Source organism: Pseudomonas sp. NPDC077649, from assembly GCF_044542855.1.
GTDB lineage: Bacteria > Pseudomonadota > Gammaproteobacteria > Pseudomonadales > Pseudomonadaceae > Aquipseudomonas.
The window spans coordinates 25,532-41,314 of sequence record NZ_JBITVF010000004.1; the positions used below are offsets into that span (position 1 = coordinate 25,532).

A 15,783-nucleotide genomic window follows, 5' to 3' on the forward strand; every position below is an offset into this window, starting at 1 on the left:
CCTCTTGCAGGCGGTTTTTTTATGTCCGCAGGCTACGCCGTGCGCACCGCTGGCGCTCGGTTGCCGGGTGCGCACCCCAATGGTTTAGTCGAGAAAGCGTACCTGGCCGCTTTCCAGGGCGGCGACGCGCGCCAGCGACTCGACCCGGTAGCCCTCGCTCTCCAGCAGCGTGCGGCCTTCCTGGAACGACTTCTCGATGACGATGCCGATGCCGGCGATCCGTGCGCCGGCCTGCTGGATCAGGTCGATCAGCGCCTTGGCGGCGTGGCCGTTGGCGAGGAAGTCGTCGATCACCAGCACGGTGTCGGCGGCGGTCAGGTGGCGCGAGGAGATGGCGATGGTGCTCTCGGTCTGCTTGGTGAAGGAGAACACCTTGGAGATCAGCAGGTCGTCCTTGAGCGTCAGCGACTGGAACTTGCGCGCGAAGATCACCGGAATGCCCAGCTCCAGGCCGGCCATGATCGCCGGGGCGATGCCGGAGGCCTCGATAGTGACGATCTTGCTGATGCCCTGGCCGGCGAAGCGCTGGGCGAACTCGTGGCCGATCTGCTGCATCAGCGCCGGGTCGATCTGGTGGTTGAGAAAGGCGTCGACCTTGAGCACCTGCTCGGACAGTACGATGCCTTCTTCGCGAATCTTCTGTTTTAGCGCTTCCACGCGGTTGTCCTCATGCTGAACGTAGCCCGGATGCAATCCGGGACGGTTTCCCCGGATTGCATCCGGGCTACGAAGTAACTCTATGTGATGACCTTGCGGGCCGCCGCCGCGCGCCGGTCATTTTCTAAGCAGCGCGCGCATATTGGCTAGCGCGTCGTTGCCGCGCGCGGTCTTGGCCTCCACCGGCGCCTCCTCCTGGCCTTCCCAGACCAGATCCTCGGGCGGCAGTTCGTCGAGGAAGCGGCTCGGCGAGCAGTTGATCACCTCGCCGTACTGCTTGCGCTTGGCGGCGAAGGTCAGCGCCAGGTTGCGCTTGGCGCGGGTGATGCCGACGTAGGCCAGGCGCCGCTCCTCCTCGATGGTGTCGGCCTCGATGCTGGAGCGGTGCGGGAGGATCTCCTCCTCGAAGCCGATGATGTACACCGAGGGGAATTCCAGGCCCTTGGAGGCGTGCATGGTCATCATCTGCACGCCCTCGGCGCCTTCCTCCTCTTCCTGCTGGCGCTCGAGCATGTCGCGCAGCACCAGCTTGCCGATGGCGTCCTCGATGGTCATGTCGCCGTCTTCGTCGCGCTCCAGGGTGTTCTTCAGCGCATCGACGAGGAACCAGACGTTGCCCATGCGCGCCTCGGCCACCTTGTCGCTGGAGGCGTTCTGGCGCAGCCAGTTCTCGTAGTCGATGTCCATCACCATGCTGCGGATCGCGGCGATCGGGTCGTTCTGCGCGCACTGCTGGCGCACACCGTCCATCCAGCGCTTGAAGCGTGCCAGGCGCTCGGTGTAGCGGCTGTCGAGCTGTTCGCCCAGGCCGATCTCGTCGGCGGCGGCGTACATGCTGATGCCGCGCTGGCTGGCGTAGTTGCCGAGCTTTTCCAGGGTGGTCGAGCCGATCTCGCGGCGCGGCACGTTGATCACCCGCAGGAAGGCGTTGTCGTCGTCCGGGTTGACCAGCAGGCGGAAGTAGCTCATCAGGTCCTTCACCTCCTGGCGGGCGAAGAAGCTGGTGCCGCCGGACAGGCGATAGGGAATCTGGTGGTGCTGCAGCTTCAGCTCCATCAGCTTGGCCTGGTAGTTGCCGCGGTAGAGGATGGCGAAGTCGCTGTAGGGGCGCTGGGTGCGCAGGTGCTCGGTGAGGATTTCCAGCGCCACCCGCTCGCACTCGGCGTCCTCGTTGCGCGTGCGGATCACGCGGATCTCGTCGCCCACGCCCATCTCCGACCACAGCTGCTTCTCGAACACGTGCGGGTTGTTGGCGATGAGGATGTTGGCGCATTTGAGGATGCGGCTGGTGGAGCGGTAGTTCTGCTCCAGCATCACCACCTTCAGCGAGGGGTAGTCCTCTTTCAGCAGCATCAGGTTTTCCGGGCGCGCGCCGCGCCAGGCGTAGATCGACTGGTCGTCGTCGCCGACCACGGTGAACTGGTTGCGCATGCCCACCAGCAGCTTCACCAGCAGGTACTGGCTGGCGTTGGTGTCCTGGTATTCGTCGACCAGCAGATAGCGGATGCGGTTCTGCCATTTTTCCAGGATGTCGGCGTGCTCCTGAAAGAGCTTGACCGGCAGCAGGATCAGGTCGTTGAAGTCCACCGCGTTGTACGCCTTGAGCGTGCGCTGGTAGTGCAGGTAGACGATGGCGGCGGTCTGCTCCTTGGGCCCGCGCGCCTTGGCCAGGGCCTCGTCGGGCAGGATCAGGTCGTTCTTCCAGCTGTCGATGAGGTTCTTCACCTCGTCGGCGCCGTCATCGCCGGCGTATTCCTTCTGCATGATGTCCGACAGCAGCGCCTTGATGTCGCCGTCGTCGAAGATCGAGAAGCCGGGCTTGTAGCCCAGGCGCGCATATTCCTTGCGGATGATGTTCATGCCCAGGTTGTGGAAGGTGGACACGGTCAGGCCGCGCGCCTCGGCGCCCTTGAGCAGGCTGCCGACGCGCTCCTTCATCTCGCGCGCGGCCTTGTTGGTGAAGGTCATGGCGACGATATGACGGGCCTGGATGCCGCAGTTCTGCACCAGGTGGGCGATCTTGCGCGTGATCACGCTGGTCTTGCCGGAACCGGCACCGGCGAGCACCAGAAGCGGGCCGCCGACGTAGTTCACGGCCTCTTGTTGCCGGGGGTTCAGTCGGGACATGGGGGTACGGGGCAGCGGATGAATGGCCGGCGATTCTAGCAGGATGCACCCGGCTTGACCGCGGCGCCGCCGAGCGGCCTTGCAGCGTTGCAAATAGGTGAGTAGATTCTTGCGCCTAATTAGCGAAATGCGGCTATAAGTTAAAGTGGTTTATTAAAAGCGTGCTGCGGAGGTATCGTGTCCTGCCAAAGCGAGTTCAGGCGGCTGCTGGTGCTGACGACGGACGACCATTGGGTCGCTCTGCTCGATGCCTTGCTGGGCGAGTTGCCCGAGCCGGTCTGGTTGTTCGCCGCCAGCAGTTGGCACGACGCCGAGCGGCTGTACCGCCAGCACCTGCCGGATCTGCTGTTCTGCACGCCGCAGTGCCAGCCCGCCGCCGAGCATTGCCCGCTCCCCCCCATCCTGCTGCTCGACCGCCCGCCGCTCGAGGCGCCGCGTGACGCCCAGGACTGGCTGGCCCGCGACAGCCTGACCGGCGAGGTGCTGCGCCGCTGTCTGGAGTACAGCCGACAGCGTCAGGCTCTGCAAACCCTGGCCGAGCGCGATCCGCTCACCGGCATCGCCAACCGCCAGGGTTTCCAGAGCCTGCTGCGCAAACGTCTGCAGTACAACCGTGGCCGCGGCCTGCTGCTCGGCTATCTGGATCTGGACAACTTCAGCCATGCCAACGATAGCCTCGGTCACCAGGCCGGCGACCAGCTGATCCAGCAGGTCACCGAGCGCATCAAGTTGCTGCTCGAGCCCGGGGATGGCCTGGCGCGGGTGGGCAGCGACGAATTCGCCCTGCTGCTGGACGTCAGCCGCTCGGCCAAGCGCGTCGAACCCATGGCCCAGGCGCTGATGGAGTCGCTGGCCGAGCCCTACTGGATCAACGGCGAGAGCCTGACCCTGGGCTGCAGCCTGGGCCTGGCCTACTGCCGTGCCGGCGAGGACGCCGACCCGCTGCTGTGGCACGCGCACATGGCCATGCAGCAGGCCAAGGGGCGCGAGGGCTGCACCTATCACCTGTACGACGAACGCACCTCGAGCGACGCGCGCAATATCGCCGACCTCGAGGCGGAGTTGCGCCAGGCGCTGCGCCGCGACGAGCTGGAGCTGCATTATCAGCCGCGGATGAACCTGGCCAGCGGCGCCATCGTCGGCCTCGAGGCGCTGGTGCGCTGGCGCCACCCGAGTCGCGGCCTGCTCTACCCGCAGCACTTCATTCCCCTGGCGGAGCAGAGCGGCCTGATCATCCCGCTCGGCTACTGGGTGGTGGCGCGGGCCCTGCGCGATCTGGAGTGGCTGATGCAGGAGCGCCTGCCGGTGCACATGGCGGTCAACCTGTCGTTCAGCCAGTTCCAGGACAGCCAGCTGCTGCCCACGGTGCAGCGCCTGATCGAGCGCTGCGGGGTGGATGGCGGCTGGCTCGAGTTCGAGCTGACCGAGACCGCGGTGATGCGCCGCAGCGACTACGTGCTGGACACCATGCGCACGCTGGGCGAGCTTGGCGTGCGTTTCTCCCTCGACGACTTCGGCACCGGCTTCTCCTCCTTCGTCCACCTGGCCAGCCTGCCGATCACCCTGCTCAAGCTGGACAAGAGCTTCGTTTCCGGCATGGCCGTACGCGGCGAGCAGTGCCGGCTGGTCAACGCCATGATCAACCTGGCGCGCAACCTGGGCCTGGAAGTGGTCGCCGAGGGCGTGGAGACCGAGGCCGAACTGGAGCTGTTGCGCCAGTTCGGCTGCGACCAGGGCCAGGGCTACCTGATCAGCAAGGCGCTGCCGCTGGCCGAGCTGCGGCAGTTTCTGCTCGGTCGCATCGCCCGCGCCAGCCATCCTCAGTCGATTTCCGCCTGAGCCCCAGCACGGGCTCTAGCGCGCACTCCAGCGCCAGAATCTGAACTCACTCACAGTTCCGCGTGAGGCGCTGGTGAGCGGGCGCGTACTTGGTTAGCTTGTCGGCACAGTGTCGGTGTCTTGACCGCACATCGGCGCGGGATGCGTCGAGACAATCAGCGCCGGGATCTGGCGCGGCAGTGACCGCCGCCGGCGGCACGCCACTGTCCGGGGAAGCCCAGTGTCCGATTCCGTCGAGCCCATGCGACTGTTACTGCTGACCGCCTCAGGTGAGTGGTCGGCGCGTCTGCGCCGGGCCATCGACGCTCTGGGCACCGTCCCGGGGCTGATCACCGCGCCGTCCTGGGCGGCGGCCAGCAACCTGTTCGAGGACGGCGGCCAGGGCCTGGTGTTCTGCACCCCCGACTGCCGACCGCCCGCCGACAGTTACAGCGTGCCGCTCGTGCTGCTGCTGGAGGCCGAGCCGGCCGAGGAGCCCGTCGGGGTCTGCGACTGGCTGGTGGCCGGCGCCTTCAGTGTCGACGTGCTGCGCCGCTGCCTGCGCTACGTGCGCGAACAGGGCAACCTCAAGCAGACCCTGCAGCGCCTGGCCGAGCAGGACCCGCTGACCGGCATCGCCAACCGCCAGGGCTTCCAGACCCTGCTCGCCGCGCGCCTGGCCGAGTGCGGCGGACGCGGCCTGGTGCTCGGCCATCTCGATCTGGACAACTTCCGCCACGCCAACGACGCCCTCGGCTACCAGGCCGGCGACCGCCTGATCCTGCAGGTGGTGGCGCGCCTGAAGAGCCTGCTGCAGCCCTGCGACCAGCTCGCACGTCTGGGCAGCGACGAGTTCGCCCTGCTCCTCGACACCCGCCGCGACCCGCAGCGCGCCGAGCGCCTGGCCGAACGCATCACCGAGGTGCTGGCCGAACCCTACTGGGTCGACGGCGAGAGCCTGCTGATCGGCTGCAGCCTGGGCCTGGCCCATGCCCGCGCCGGAGAGGGCGCCGACCCGCTGCTGTGGCACGCGCACATCGCCATGCAGCAGGCCAAGAGTCAGCAGGGCTGCGTGTTCCACGTCTACGACGAGCGCATCAACCGCAGCGCGCGCAGCCAGGCCGATCTGGAAGGCGAGCTGCGCCGCGCCCTGCGCCGCGACGAGCTGGAGCTGCACTACCAGCCGCGGCTGTGCCTGCAGAGCGGGCGCATCGTCGGCCTGGAGGCGCTGGTGCGCTGGCAGCACGGCGAGCGCGGCCTGCTGGCGCCCAACGAGTTCGTGCCGCTGGCCGAGGAAACCGGGCTGATCGTGCCGCTCGGCTACTGGGTGATCTCCCGCGCCCTGCGCGACATGCAGTGGCTGCGCGGGCGCGGCCTGCCGGCGCTGCACATGGCGATCAACCTGTCGTTCCGCCAGTTCCAGGACAGTCAGCTGCTGCCGACCCTCAGCCGGCTGATCGAGGAGCGCGGGGTGGACGCGCAGTGGCTGGAGTTCGAGCTGACCGAGACCGCGGTGATGCGCCGCAGCGACCAGGTGCAGCAGACCATGCTGGCCCTGGGGCGGCTCGGCGTGCGCTTCTCGCTGGACGACTTCGGCACCGGCTTCTCCTCCTTCGTTCACCTCAACAACCTGCCGATCACCCTGCTGAAGATCGACAAGAGCTTCGTCGGCGGCATGGGCGAGCGCGCCGAGAATCGCCAGCTGGTGCGGGCGATGATCAACCTGGCGCACAACCTCAACCTCGAGGTGGTCGCCGAAGGGGTGGAAAACATCGAGCAACTGGACATGCTGCGCCAGTTCGGCTGCGACCAGGTGCAGGGCTACCTGATCAGCAAGGCCGTGCCGCTGGCCGAGCTGGCGCGCTTTCTGGTGTTCGGCCAGCGCCAGCCGCTGTTGTCGGTAACGCCGTCCTAACGCGCAGGCTGCGCCATTACGACAGGCAGGCTTCGCCTGTTACCCGGTCCGCCTGCTGCAAACGCGCCGTCTTCCACTGAAAGCCCAGCACCAGGCCGCTCGCCGTCACCGCCAGGCCGGCCGCCAGCCCCCACCAGACGCCGGCGGCGCCCCAGCCGAGCACGAAGGCCAGCAGCCAGGCCAGCGGCGCCCCGACGCACCAGTAGCCACTCAGACCGATCAGCAAGGTGGTGCGGCCGTCGTTCAGCCCGCGGATCGCGCCCATGGCGATGCTCTGCAAACCGTCGAACAGTTCGAACCAGGCGGCAATCGCCAGCAGGCTCACCGCCAGGGTGACGATCTCGGCGAAGGCCGGGTCGTGGCGGTCGAGGAACAGACCGATGATCCATTCCGGCAGCAGCCAGAACAGCAGGGCGAACAGCAGCATCAACGCCGCCCCCAGGGCCATGCCGAGATGGCCGCTGAGGCGCGACAGCGGCAGGCGCCCGGCGCCGTAGTGCAGGCCGACGCGGAAGGTCACCGCGTAGGACAGCCCCTGCGGCACGATAAAGGCCAGTGCCACGGTCTGCATGGCGATCTGGTGCGCCGCCAGCTGCACGCTGCCCAGCGCGCCCATGCACAGGGTGGCGAAGGTGAACAGGCCCTGCTCGGCGGCATAGGTGCCGCCGATGGGCAGGCCCAGGCGCAGCAGGGCGCGCATCTCCGCGCGCTGCGGACGGCCCAGGCCGCTGCGCAGCTTGTACAGGCGGTAGTGGGGCGCGAGCAGGATATACAGCGCCAACGCCAGGGCCATGCCGCTGCTGACCAGCGCGGTGGTCATGCCGATACCGCCCAGGCCCAGGCTGGGCAGGCCGAACCAGCCCTTGATCAGCGCATAGTTGATGACGAAGTTGGCCGCCGTGCCGACGATGCTGATGGCCATCACCGGGCCGGGATGGCCGATGGCACTGGTGAAACCGCGCAAGGCCATGAAGCACAGGTAGCCGGGCAGGGCCAGCGACAACGGGCGCAGAAACTCCATGGCCAGGCCCGCGGCGTCAGGCGCCTGGCCCAGGTGCGGCAGCAGCGGGCCCAGGCCGTTGAGGCACAGCGCGCTGACCATGCCCAGCAGCAGGGCCAGCCACAGGCCGTTGTGCAGCAGGCGGGCGACGCCGCTCGGGTCGCCGGCGCCGTGGCGGATGGCGACCAGGCTGCCCACCGCGGCGATCACCCCGGTGCAGAAGATCGAGAAGATGAAATAGCAGGTAGCGCCCAGCGCGCCGCCGGCCAGTTGCTGCGGGCCGAGCATCGCCATCATCAGCGTGTCGGTGAAGATCATCAGCGCGTGGGCCAGCTGGGCGGAGATCAGTGGGCCGGCCAGGCGCAGCAGCGCGCCCAGCTCGTGGCCAAGGGCATTCTTCATGATGAGTAAAACTTCGGCAGGATAGGCCTCCCCAGACTGTCTGAGGATAAGCAATGACAGTTATTCTCTGGGTTGAGCGAGTTGTCCACAAAAGGAAAATAGCCATGCCAGGCATGATTAAAAATCATGGTTTGACGCGATGAACCGGCGTCTGCCGCCGCTCTACGCCCTGCGCGCCTTCGAGGCGGCGGCGCGGCATGCCTCCTTCACCCGCGCCGCCGAGGAACTGGCCATTACCCAGAGTGCGGTGAGCCGGCATATCCGTACCCTCGAGGAACATTTCGCCTGCCGCCTGTTCGAGCGCCGTGGTCGCAGCCTGCAGCTGACCGACCCGGCGCGCGCCCTGCTGCCCGGCCTGCGCGACGGCTTCGATGCGCTGGAGCGGGCCTGCTCCGCGCTGCGCGCCGACGACAGCGTGCTGCGCCTGAAAGCGCCCTCGACCCTGACCATGCGCTGGCTGCTGGCGCGCCTGTCGCACTTTCGCCTGGCCTACCCGGAGAGCGAGGTGCAGCTGACCAGCGCCTGGATGGACGTGGACAAGGTGGATTTTCGCCACGAACCCTTCGACTGCGCGGTGCTGCTGGCCGACGGCCAGTTCCCGGAGGAGTGGGACAGCGTGCTGCTGTTCGAGGAATGGCTGATCCCGGTCTGCGCCGCCGCCGATGTCGCCGGCGGCCCCTGGCCGCTGGCGCGGCTGCAGGCCGCCGAACAATTGCACCCGACGCCGGACCGGCGCGACTGGCGGCAATGGCTGCAGGTCACCGGGCTGGCCGAGCGGATTCCGCTGAAGAGCGGCCAGCTGTTCGACATGCTCGAACTGGGCATAGTCGCGGCGGCGCGCGGCTATGGCGTGTCCATCGGCGATCTGCTGCTGATGGCCGAGGACGTGAATGCCGGCCGCCTCGGCCTGCCCTGGCGGCAGGCGGTCTACAGCGGCTCCAGCTACTACCTGGTGTGGCCCAAGGCGCACCGCGCCCAGGCGCGCCTGCAACGACTGCGCGATTACCTGCTGGCGGAGGTGGCGGCGATGCGCCTGCCCGAGGTGGAGCGGTTGTAGCGACGGTGTCTCAGCCCATCCCCGGTCGATACTGCAGCGCCTCGGCCAGGTGGCCGCGGGCGATCAGCTCTTCGTCCGCCAGGTCGGCCAGGGTGCGTGCCACCTTGAGTACCCGGTGCGCGGCGCGCAGCGACAGGCCGAGGCGCTCGCAGGCATTCTCCAGCCAGTGGCGATCCGTTTCGCTCAGGGCGCAGTGCCGACGCAGCCCCGGCAGGTCGAGAAAGGCGTTGGCCACGCCCTGGCGCCGCAGCTGGCGCTGACGCGCGGCGGCGACCTTGGCCGCAGCCTCAGCGGTGCTTTCGCCATCCTGTGCCGGGACCTCCAGCGCCGTGCTTTCGCGTGCCACGGTCAGGTGCAGGTCGATGCGGTCGAGCAGCGGTCCGGACAGCTTGGCGCGGTAGCGCTGGATCTGCTCCGGGGTGCAGCGACAGCGGTTGCTCGCATCGCCGAGGTAGCCGCAGGGGCAGGGATTCATCGCCGCCACCAGCTGGAAGCGCGCCGGAAAGCGCACCTTGTCGCGCGCCCGGGCAATGACGATATGGCCGCTCTCCAGCGGTTCGCGCAGCACCTCCAGGACCTTCCTGTCGAACTCCGGCAGCTCGTCCAAAAACAGCACGCCCTGATGCGCCAGGGTGATCTCGCCGGGCTGCGGACGACTGCCGCCGCCGACCAGCGCCGGCCCCGAGGCGCTATGGTGCGGGGTGCGAAAGGGACGCTGCGGCCAGTGCTGCAGCGGGGTATGGCTGGCCACCGAGTGGATCGCCGCCACCTGCAGCGCCTCGCTTTCGTCCAGCGGCGGCAGCAAGCCGGGCAGGCGGCTGGCGAGCAGGGTCTTGCCGGTGCCCGGCGGGCCGCTGAGCAGCAGGTTGTGCGAGCCGGCGGCGGCCACCAGCAGGGCGCGCTTGGCCGCCAATTGGCCCTGCACTTCGGCCAGGTCGGGGTAGGGCAGGCTCTGCCGGAGCAGGCCCCGGGCGGCATAGGGCTCGATGGGGGCCGTGCCGTTGAGGTGCGCGGCGATCTGCAGCAGGTGGTCGACGGCTATCACCCTGAGCCCGGAGGCGAGGCTGGCCTCTTCGGCATTGGCCGCCGGCACCAGCAGGGTGCGTCCGGCCTCGCGGGCGGCCAGCGCCGCCGGCAACACGCCCTGCACCGGACGCACGGCGCCGGACAGCGCCAGTTCGCCCAGGCACTCGTATGCATCGAGAGATGGGGCCGGTACCTGACCGCTGGCGGCGAGAATGCCCAGGGCGATGGCCAGGTCGAAGCGACCGCCGTCCTTCGGCAAATCGGCGGGGGCCAGATTGAGGGTGATGCGTTTGCTGGGAAATTCGAAGGCGGCGTTGAGAATGGCGCTGCGCACGCGGTCCTTGCTTTCCTTGACCGCGGTCTCCGGCAGGCCGACCAGGGTCAGGGATGGCAGACCGTTGGCCAGGTGCGCCTCGACGGTGACGGTGGGCGCTTCGACGCCGACCTGGGCGCGGCTGTGGACGAGGGCCAGGGACATGATCGCTCCTTGATCGGTCCCACCTTCTGTTGGATCAGTCGGTGGGTGGGTTGAGCTTGGCTTCCAGCTCGGCAACCTTGGCTTCCAGCGCCTCCAGGCGCGCGCGGGTGCGGGCCAATACCACCATCTGGCTGTCGAACTCCTCGCGGCTGACCAGCTCGAGCTTGCTGAAGCCGCTCTGCAGCAGGGCCTTGAACTGGGCCTCCAGCTCCGCGCGCGGTAGCGGGCTGTCGCCGCTGAACAGGCGCGAGGCGTGGCTACTGAGGGTGTCGAGCAGGGCTTTGGGCGGCAGCATGGGCGGGTTCCGAGTACAGACGGCGGGCAGTGTAGCACGTGGTCGGCGGCGGGACGTCGTCCCGTCAGCTGCGCGATTTTTGCGCACGGTCGGCGCGCATGGCGCACCAATCTTGTGCGTAAGTGCCGCCGCGGCCTCGCCCCGGTTGCATCAGGCTGCAGGTAAAACCCTGAATCACGGCGCTTTTATGGGAGCTGGCAAGATTTCTGCTTAGGGCCTAGCGACTCATGCACCGATGCAGTACCGGTGCGTCGGACGGAGCGGGGGAGTGTTTCGTCGGGAGCGGTTGGTGGGTATCGGCCACGCCAGGCTGGGCGGTCGGTGCATTACAAAAGCCAGACACTGCGCTTAGACTTGAGCCGGGTTCGCAATTCCTGGGGCAAGTCCACCTTACACGGGAGAAAGTTTCATGAAGCTAGTCACTGCCATCATCAAGCCGTTCAAGTTGGACGATGTGCGCGAGTCGCTGTCGGAGATCGGCGTGCAGGGCATTACCGTCACCGAAGTCAAGGGCTTCGGCCGCCAGAAGGGGCACACCGAGCTGTATCGCGGCGCCGAGTACGTGGTCGACTTCCTGCCCAAGGTGAAGATCGACGTGGCCATCGCCGACGATCAGCTCGATCGCGTCATCGAGGCCATCACCAAGGCGGCCAACACCGGCAAGATCGGCGACGGCAAGATCTTCGTGGTCAATCTGGAACAGGCGATCCGCATCCGTACCGGCGAAACCGATACCGACGCGATCTAAAACCTCCGAACCCCACGCCCCAGGAGTAAACCCATGACTCTGCGAACTTTCGCAGGGCTAGGAGCCCTTTTGCCCTCGATTGGCGGTCTCGCGCCGCTGTCGACGACGAATGCCGGAGTCGGCGAAGTCCTCGCCGCCCCGCTGTGCCTGACCCTCGCAGGTCTCGCGCTCCGCGATGGGAACGCCTGGTCGCCTTGCGGCGCAGGGGGTTCAGCGATCCAGATCGAGCGTGGCAACTACCTGTAAAGCATACGGAACGCGTCCGGAGCCAACCCGGGCGTCTTAACCGAACAGCGCACAATAAGCGCCGGCAAGAGGTGAAAAATGGACAACACAGCATTGACTGCATTGCAGTACGGCTTCGATACCTTCTACTTTCTGATCTGCGGTGCCCTGGTGATGTGGATGGCGGCAGGCTTCGCCATGCTCGAATCCGGCCTGGTCCGCGCCAAGAACACCACCGAGATCCTCACCAAGAACATCGCCCTGTACGCGGTGGCCAGCGTGATGTACCTGGTGATTGGCTACCACATCATGTACTCCAGCCCGGAAGGCGGCATCCTGCCGAGCCTGGGCTTTCTGATCGGCGACGAGAACAGCGTCGACTCGGTACTCGCCGGTGGCGACGATGCGCCTTACTACTCGGCCCGTTCCGACTTCTTCTTCCAGGTGGTGTTCGCCGCGACCTGCATGTCGATCGTCTCCGGTGCGGTGGCCGAGCGGATGAAGCTGTGGGCCTTCCTCGCCTTCGCCGTGGTCATGACCGGTTTCATCTACCCGGTGCAGGGCTTCTGGAAGTGGGGCTCGGGCTTCCTCAACGAAGCCGGCTTCCTCGACTTCGCCGGCTCCGGCGTGGTGCACATGGCCGGCGCTTCGGCGGCCCTGGCTGGCGTGCTGCTGCTCGGTGCGCGTAAGGGCAAGTACGGCGCGGGTGGCCAGGTCAACGCCATCCCCGGCTGCAACCTGCCGCTGGCCACCCTCGGCACCTTCATCCTGTGGATGGGCTGGTTCGGCTTCAACGGCGGCTCGCAGCTGAAGATGAGCACCATCGAAGACGCCAACGCCGTGGCCCAGGTGTTCGTCAACACCAACATGGCCGCCGCCGGTGGCCTGATCGCGGCGATGATCGTGGCGCGCATCCTGTTCGGCAAGTCCGACCTGACCATGGCGCTGAACGGCGCCCTGGCCGGCCTGGTGGCCATCACCGCCGAACCCCTGACCCCGAGCGGTCTGCAGGCGACCCTGATCGGCGGCGTCGGCGGCGTGCTGGTGGTGTTCTCCATCCTCGGCCTGGACAAGCTGAAGATCGACGACCCGGTCGGCGCCATCTCGGTGCACGGCGTGGTCGGCATCTGGGGCCTGCTGGCGGTGTGCCTGACCAACGGCGACGCCTCGCTGGGCGCCCAGCTGCTGGGTATCGCCTGCATCTTCGCCTGGGTCTTCATCGCCAGCCTGATCGTCTGGAGCATCATCAAGGCGGTGATCGGCCTGCGCGTCAGCGAAGAGGAAGAGTACGAGGGCGTGGATATCGCCGAGTGCGGTATGGAGGCCTACCCGGAATTCACCAACAAGTGATTTTCCCGGTAATCGCAAAGGGCGCCTTCGGGCGCCCTTTGTTTTTTCTGACGGCGCGCTAGAATGCGCGCGCTGAAGCCATCGGGAGCGAGAGTCGGATGTGGCAGCAACGTACCGTCAGCCTGCGTCCGCGCAGTCGCGGTTTCCACCTGGTGACCGACGAACTGCTGGCCGCCTTGCCGGAACTGGCGCAGCTGCGCGTCGGTCTGTTGCATCTGTGGCTGCAGCACACCTCGGCGTCGCTGAGCGTCAACGAGAACGCCGACCCCGCGGTGCGCCGCGATTTCGAGCGTTTCTTCAACCGCCTGGTGCCGCAGGGCGAGGGCGGCTACGAACACGACGACGAAGGCCCGGACGACCTGCCGGCGCACTTCAAGGCCAGCCTTCTGGGCTGTCAGCTGCAGCTGCCGATACAGAACGGGCGCCTGGCGCTGGGCAGCTGGCAGGGCATTTACCTCGGCGAGCACCGCGACCATGGCGGCGCCCGGCGGGTGCTGGCGACCTTGAATGGCGAGGTCATTTGAATTTTTTCCGGTCGGGCAGTGAAGCCTGCGCGACTGGGCTATAACTAACCTGCTTTTCGCAAGTCATGAGGTTGAACATGAGCGACGAAGACCTGGAACAAGACGACCTGGAAGGGGCCGACGAGGACGACGGTGAGGAGCTGGCGGCTGCCGACGACGGCGACAGCGGCGACGAGGGCGACGGCGAAGTCGTAGCCGGCGGCAAGAAGAGCAAGGCCAAGGCCGTCGAAGTCGACGAGCTGCCGAGCATCGAAGCCAAGCAGAAAGAGCGCGACGCGCTGGCCAAGGCGATGGAAGATTTCCTCGCCCGTGGCGGCAAGGTGCAGGAGGTGGAGCCCAACGTGGTCGCCGACCCACCCAAGAAGCCCGACAGCAAATATGGCAGCCGCCCCATCTGAGGACGGCACGCTGCAAGGAACCCGCCCCTGTGGCGGGTTTTTTGTGCCCGGCCCGGGCTACGGCTTACCAGCTGGCGAGCAGCGCCGGCAGTTCGGCCAGGCTGGCGATCTGCGCGTCCGGCGTGGTCTCGGCCTGCCAGCTCAGCCCCTGCGGGTTGAACCAGATCGCACGCAGGCCGGCAGCCTGGGCGCCGGCGATATCGTCGCTGGGGTGGTCGCCGATATGCACCGCCCGCTCGGCCGCCACCCCGGCGCGCCTGAGCGCCTCGCGGAAGGGTTTGGGGTCGGGCTTGCCCACCCCCAGCTCCTCGGCGCAGAGGGCGAAGCGGAAGTATTCCGATAGCCCCAGGCGGCGCACGTCGGCGTTGCCGTTGGTGATCACGCCGAGCTGGTAACGCTCGGCCAGGGCTTCCAGCGTGGGGTGCACCCCGGCGAACAGTTCGACCTGGTGGCGCGCGTTGAGAAACACCTGGAACCCCGCCTCGGCCAGCGCCAGGGCCTCGTCATGGCTGTAGCCGGCGCCCTCCAGGGCATGCAGGAGGATGCGCCGGCGCAGTTCGCTGAGGCGGTGCTTGAGCATCGGCTCGGCGCTCAGCAGGCCGCTGCGGATCTGCCACAGGTGTTCCACCGGCACCGCGCCCAGGCGCGGCGCGTGCAGCGCCAGCCAGTTGCGCAGGGCGGCCTCGGCGTCCTGCATCACCGGGGTCACGTCCCACAGGGTGTCGTCGAGGTCGAAGGTGATCAGCTCAATGCTCATGCGGAACCGCCTTTACGCTTGGCGCGCGGATGGGCCTGGTCGTAGACCTTGGCCAGGTGCTGGAAGTCCAGGTGGGTGTAGATCTGCGTGGTGGCGATATCGGCGTGGCCGAGCAGCTCCTGCACCGCGCGCAGGTCCTGCGACGACTCCAGCATATGGCTGGCGAAGCTGTGGCGCAGCATGTGCGGGTGCAGGTGCTGGCCCAGCTCGCGCACGCCGGCCTGGCGCACCCGTAGCTGCACCGCGCGAGCGCCGAGGCGGCGGCCCTGCTGGCTGACGAACACCGCGCCGTCGCCGGGATTCGCCAGTTTGCGCAGCGCCAGCCACTGCTCCAGCGCCTGGCGCGCCATACGGCCTACCGGCAGCTCGCGCACCTTGTTGCCCTTGCCGCGCACCCGCACCAGGCCGGCGGCCAGGTCCAGGCCGTCGAGGTCCAGGCCGACCAGCTCGGACAGGCGCAGGCCGGAGGAATAGAACAGCTCGAGCATGGCCTGGTCGCGGCGGGCGATGAAGTCGTCCTCCACCGCGCCGTCGAGCAGCTGGGCGCTGCGGTCGGCATCGAGGGTGCGCGGCAGGCGCCGTTCGCGCTTGGGTGGGCTTAGGCCGGCAGCCGGGTCGTGACGGCACAGGCCTTCGCGCAGCAGGTACTGGTACAGGCCGCGGGTGGCCGAGAGCAGGCGCGCCAGGCTGCGGCTGGCCAGGCCCTGCTGGTGCAGGCGAGCGACCAGGCGGCGCAGCTCGCGGGTATCCAGCGCGGCCCAGTCGGCCAACCCCTCCGCCTCGCAGAAGGCCAGCACCTTGCCGAGGTCGCGGCGATAGCCGTCGAGGGTGTGCAGCGACACCTGGCGCTCGCGACGCAGGTATTCGAGGTAGGCGTCAAGGTCAGCTGCAAGCTTCAAGCTTCAAGCCTCGTAGGATGGGTTCGCGGCGCCAGACACCAGAGTTGAGGGCGTGGCGCCACTCGCGCGGCGCGTAACCATCGGGCGATCTATCGAGCCATGATGGA

Annotated in this window: 14 protein-coding genes; 7 read left to right on the forward strand and 7 right to left on the reverse strand. The window is 67.6% G+C overall.

Annotated elements, in window-relative coordinates:
• Positions 1 to 84: 84 nt before the first annotated feature.
• Positions 85 to 657 (reverse strand): xanthine phosphoribosyltransferase, encoded by a 573-nt coding sequence (locus ACIGFL_RS13605; protein ID WP_397497532.1) that lies wholly within the window; start codon positions 655 to 657, stop codon positions 85 to 87.
• 117 nt (positions 658 to 774) lie between these two features.
• Complete coding sequence (rep, locus tag ACIGFL_RS13610; RefSeq protein ID WP_397497533.1) at positions 775 to 2,784, reverse strand: DNA helicase Rep; 2,010 nt, start codon at positions 2,782 to 2,784, stop codon at positions 775 to 777.
• 177 nt (positions 2,785 to 2,961) lie between these two features.
• Here rep and ACIGFL_RS13615 point away from each other — a divergent pair, with 177 nt between their 5' ends.
• Both ACIGFL_RS13615 and ACIGFL_RS13620 read left to right on the forward strand, forming a co-directional pair.
• Positions 2,962 to 4,623 (forward strand): putative bifunctional diguanylate cyclase/phosphodiesterase, encoded by a 1,662-nt coding sequence (locus ACIGFL_RS13615; RefSeq protein ID WP_397497534.1) that lies wholly within the window; start codon positions 2,962 to 2,964, stop codon positions 4,621 to 4,623.
• 220 nt (positions 4,624 to 4,843) lie between these two features.
• Positions 4,844 to 6,517 carry a putative bifunctional diguanylate cyclase/phosphodiesterase gene (locus ACIGFL_RS13620; protein ID WP_397497535.1) on the forward strand — a complete coding sequence of 558 codons (1,674 nt, stop codon included), beginning with the start codon at positions 4,844 to 4,846 and terminating at the stop codon, positions 6,515 to 6,517.
• A gap of 16 nt (positions 6,518 to 6,533) precedes the next feature.
• On the opposite strand, the gene ACIGFL_RS13625 is transcribed toward ACIGFL_RS13620, so the two are convergent.
• Positions 6,534 to 7,919, reverse strand: a complete 1,386-nt coding sequence (locus ACIGFL_RS13625; protein ID WP_397497536.1) for a NorM family multidrug efflux MATE transporter — start codon at positions 7,917 to 7,919, stop codon at positions 6,534 to 6,536.
• Between the two features lie 139 nt (positions 7,920 to 8,058).
• Between ACIGFL_RS13625 and ACIGFL_RS13630 the strand changes: the two genes are divergently transcribed.
• Positions 8,059 to 8,976, forward strand: a complete 918-nt coding sequence (locus tag ACIGFL_RS13630; RefSeq protein WP_397497537.1) for a LysR substrate-binding domain-containing protein — start codon at positions 8,059 to 8,061, stop codon at positions 8,974 to 8,976.
• 10 nt (positions 8,977 to 8,986) lie between these two features.
• On the opposite strand, the gene ACIGFL_RS13635 is transcribed toward ACIGFL_RS13630, so the two are convergent.
• Complete coding sequence (locus ACIGFL_RS13635) at positions 8,987 to 10,480, reverse strand: YifB family Mg chelatase-like AAA ATPase (RefSeq protein ID WP_397497538.1); 1,494 nt, start codon at positions 10,478 to 10,480, stop codon at positions 8,987 to 8,989.
• Positions 10,481 to 10,514: 34 nt separating this feature from the next.
• Positions 10,515 to 10,775: an accessory factor UbiK family protein gene (locus tag ACIGFL_RS13640; RefSeq protein WP_003242360.1), complete on the reverse strand. Its 261-nt coding sequence runs from the start codon at positions 10,773 to 10,775 to the stop codon at positions 10,515 to 10,517.
• A 409-nt stretch (positions 10,776 to 11,184) separates the two neighbouring features.
• Here ACIGFL_RS13640 and glnK point away from each other — a divergent pair, with 409 nt between their 5' ends.
• The 4 genes from glnK to sutA all read left to right on the forward strand — a co-directional run bounded on the left by glnK (position 11,185) and on the right by sutA (position 14,020).
• Positions 11,185 to 11,523, forward strand: coding sequence for a P-II family nitrogen regulator (gene glnK, locus ACIGFL_RS13645; protein WP_003096476.1), 339 nt, complete (start codon positions 11,185 to 11,187; stop codon positions 11,521 to 11,523).
• Positions 11,524 to 11,847: 324 nt separating this feature from the next.
• Positions 11,848 to 13,098 (forward strand): ammonium transporter, encoded by a 1,251-nt coding sequence (locus ACIGFL_RS13650; protein ID WP_397497539.1) that lies wholly within the window; start codon positions 11,848 to 11,850, stop codon positions 13,096 to 13,098.
• Between the two features lie 98 nt (positions 13,099 to 13,196).
• Positions 13,197 to 13,622, forward strand: a complete 426-nt coding sequence (locus tag ACIGFL_RS13655; protein ID WP_397497540.1) for a secondary thiamine-phosphate synthase enzyme YjbQ — start codon at positions 13,197 to 13,199, stop codon at positions 13,620 to 13,622.
• 77 nt (positions 13,623 to 13,699) lie between these two features.
• On the forward strand, positions 13,700 to 14,020 hold the full coding sequence (sutA, locus tag ACIGFL_RS13660; RefSeq protein ID WP_021444673.1) for a transcriptional regulator SutA: 321 nt from the start codon (positions 13,700 to 13,702) through the stop codon (positions 14,018 to 14,020).
• Between the two features lie 64 nt (positions 14,021 to 14,084).
• Here sutA and ACIGFL_RS13665 read toward each other — a convergent pair whose 3' ends face one another.
• Together ACIGFL_RS13665 and xerC are read right to left on the reverse strand one after the other, a co-directional pair.
• Positions 14,085 to 14,777, reverse strand: a complete 693-nt coding sequence (locus ACIGFL_RS13665; RefSeq protein WP_397497541.1) for an HAD family hydrolase — start codon at positions 14,775 to 14,777, stop codon at positions 14,085 to 14,087.
• Positions 14,774 to 15,676 (reverse strand): tyrosine recombinase XerC, encoded by a 903-nt coding sequence (xerC, locus tag ACIGFL_RS13670; RefSeq protein ID WP_397497542.1) that lies wholly within the window; start codon positions 15,674 to 15,676, stop codon positions 14,774 to 14,776. The genes ACIGFL_RS13665 and xerC overlap by 4 nt, the downstream gene beginning before the upstream one ends.
• Positions 15,677 to 15,783: the final 107 nt, after the last annotated feature.

Bases quoted from the DNA above. Each gene is read 5' to 3' on its own strand.
- ACIGFL_RS13630 (WP_397497537.1), top strand. From the start codon at position 8,059: ATGAACCGGCGTCTGCCGCCGCTCTACGCCCTGCGCGCCTTCGAGGCG.
- ACIGFL_RS13635 (WP_397497538.1), bottom strand. From the start codon at position 10,480: ATGTCCCTGGCCCTCGTCCACAGCCGCGCCCAGGTCGGCGTCGAAGCG.
- ACIGFL_RS13625 (WP_397497536.1), bottom strand. From the start codon at position 7,919: ATGAAGAATGCCCTTGGCCACGAGCTGGGCGCGCTGCTGCGCCTGGCC.
- rep (WP_397497533.1), bottom strand. From the start codon at position 2,784: ATGTCCCGACTGAACCCCCGGCAACAAGAGGCCGTGAACTACGTCGGC.
- ACIGFL_RS13650 (WP_397497539.1), top strand. From the start codon at position 11,848: ATGGACAACACAGCATTGACTGCATTGCAGTACGGCTTCGATACCTTC.
- glnK (WP_003096476.1), top strand. From the start codon at position 11,185: ATGAAGCTAGTCACTGCCATCATCAAGCCGTTCAAGTTGGACGATGTG.
- ACIGFL_RS13665 (WP_397497541.1), bottom strand. From the start codon at position 14,777: ATGAGCATTGAGCTGATCACCTTCGACCTCGACGACACCCTGTGGGAC.
- sutA (WP_021444673.1), top strand. From the start codon at position 13,700: ATGAGCGACGAAGACCTGGAACAAGACGACCTGGAAGGGGCCGACGAG.
- ACIGFL_RS13655 (WP_397497540.1), top strand. From the start codon at position 13,197: ATGTGGCAGCAACGTACCGTCAGCCTGCGTCCGCGCAGTCGCGGTTTC.
- ACIGFL_RS13640 (WP_003242360.1), bottom strand. From the start codon at position 10,775: ATGCTGCCGCCCAAAGCCCTGCTCGACACCCTCAGTAGCCACGCCTCG.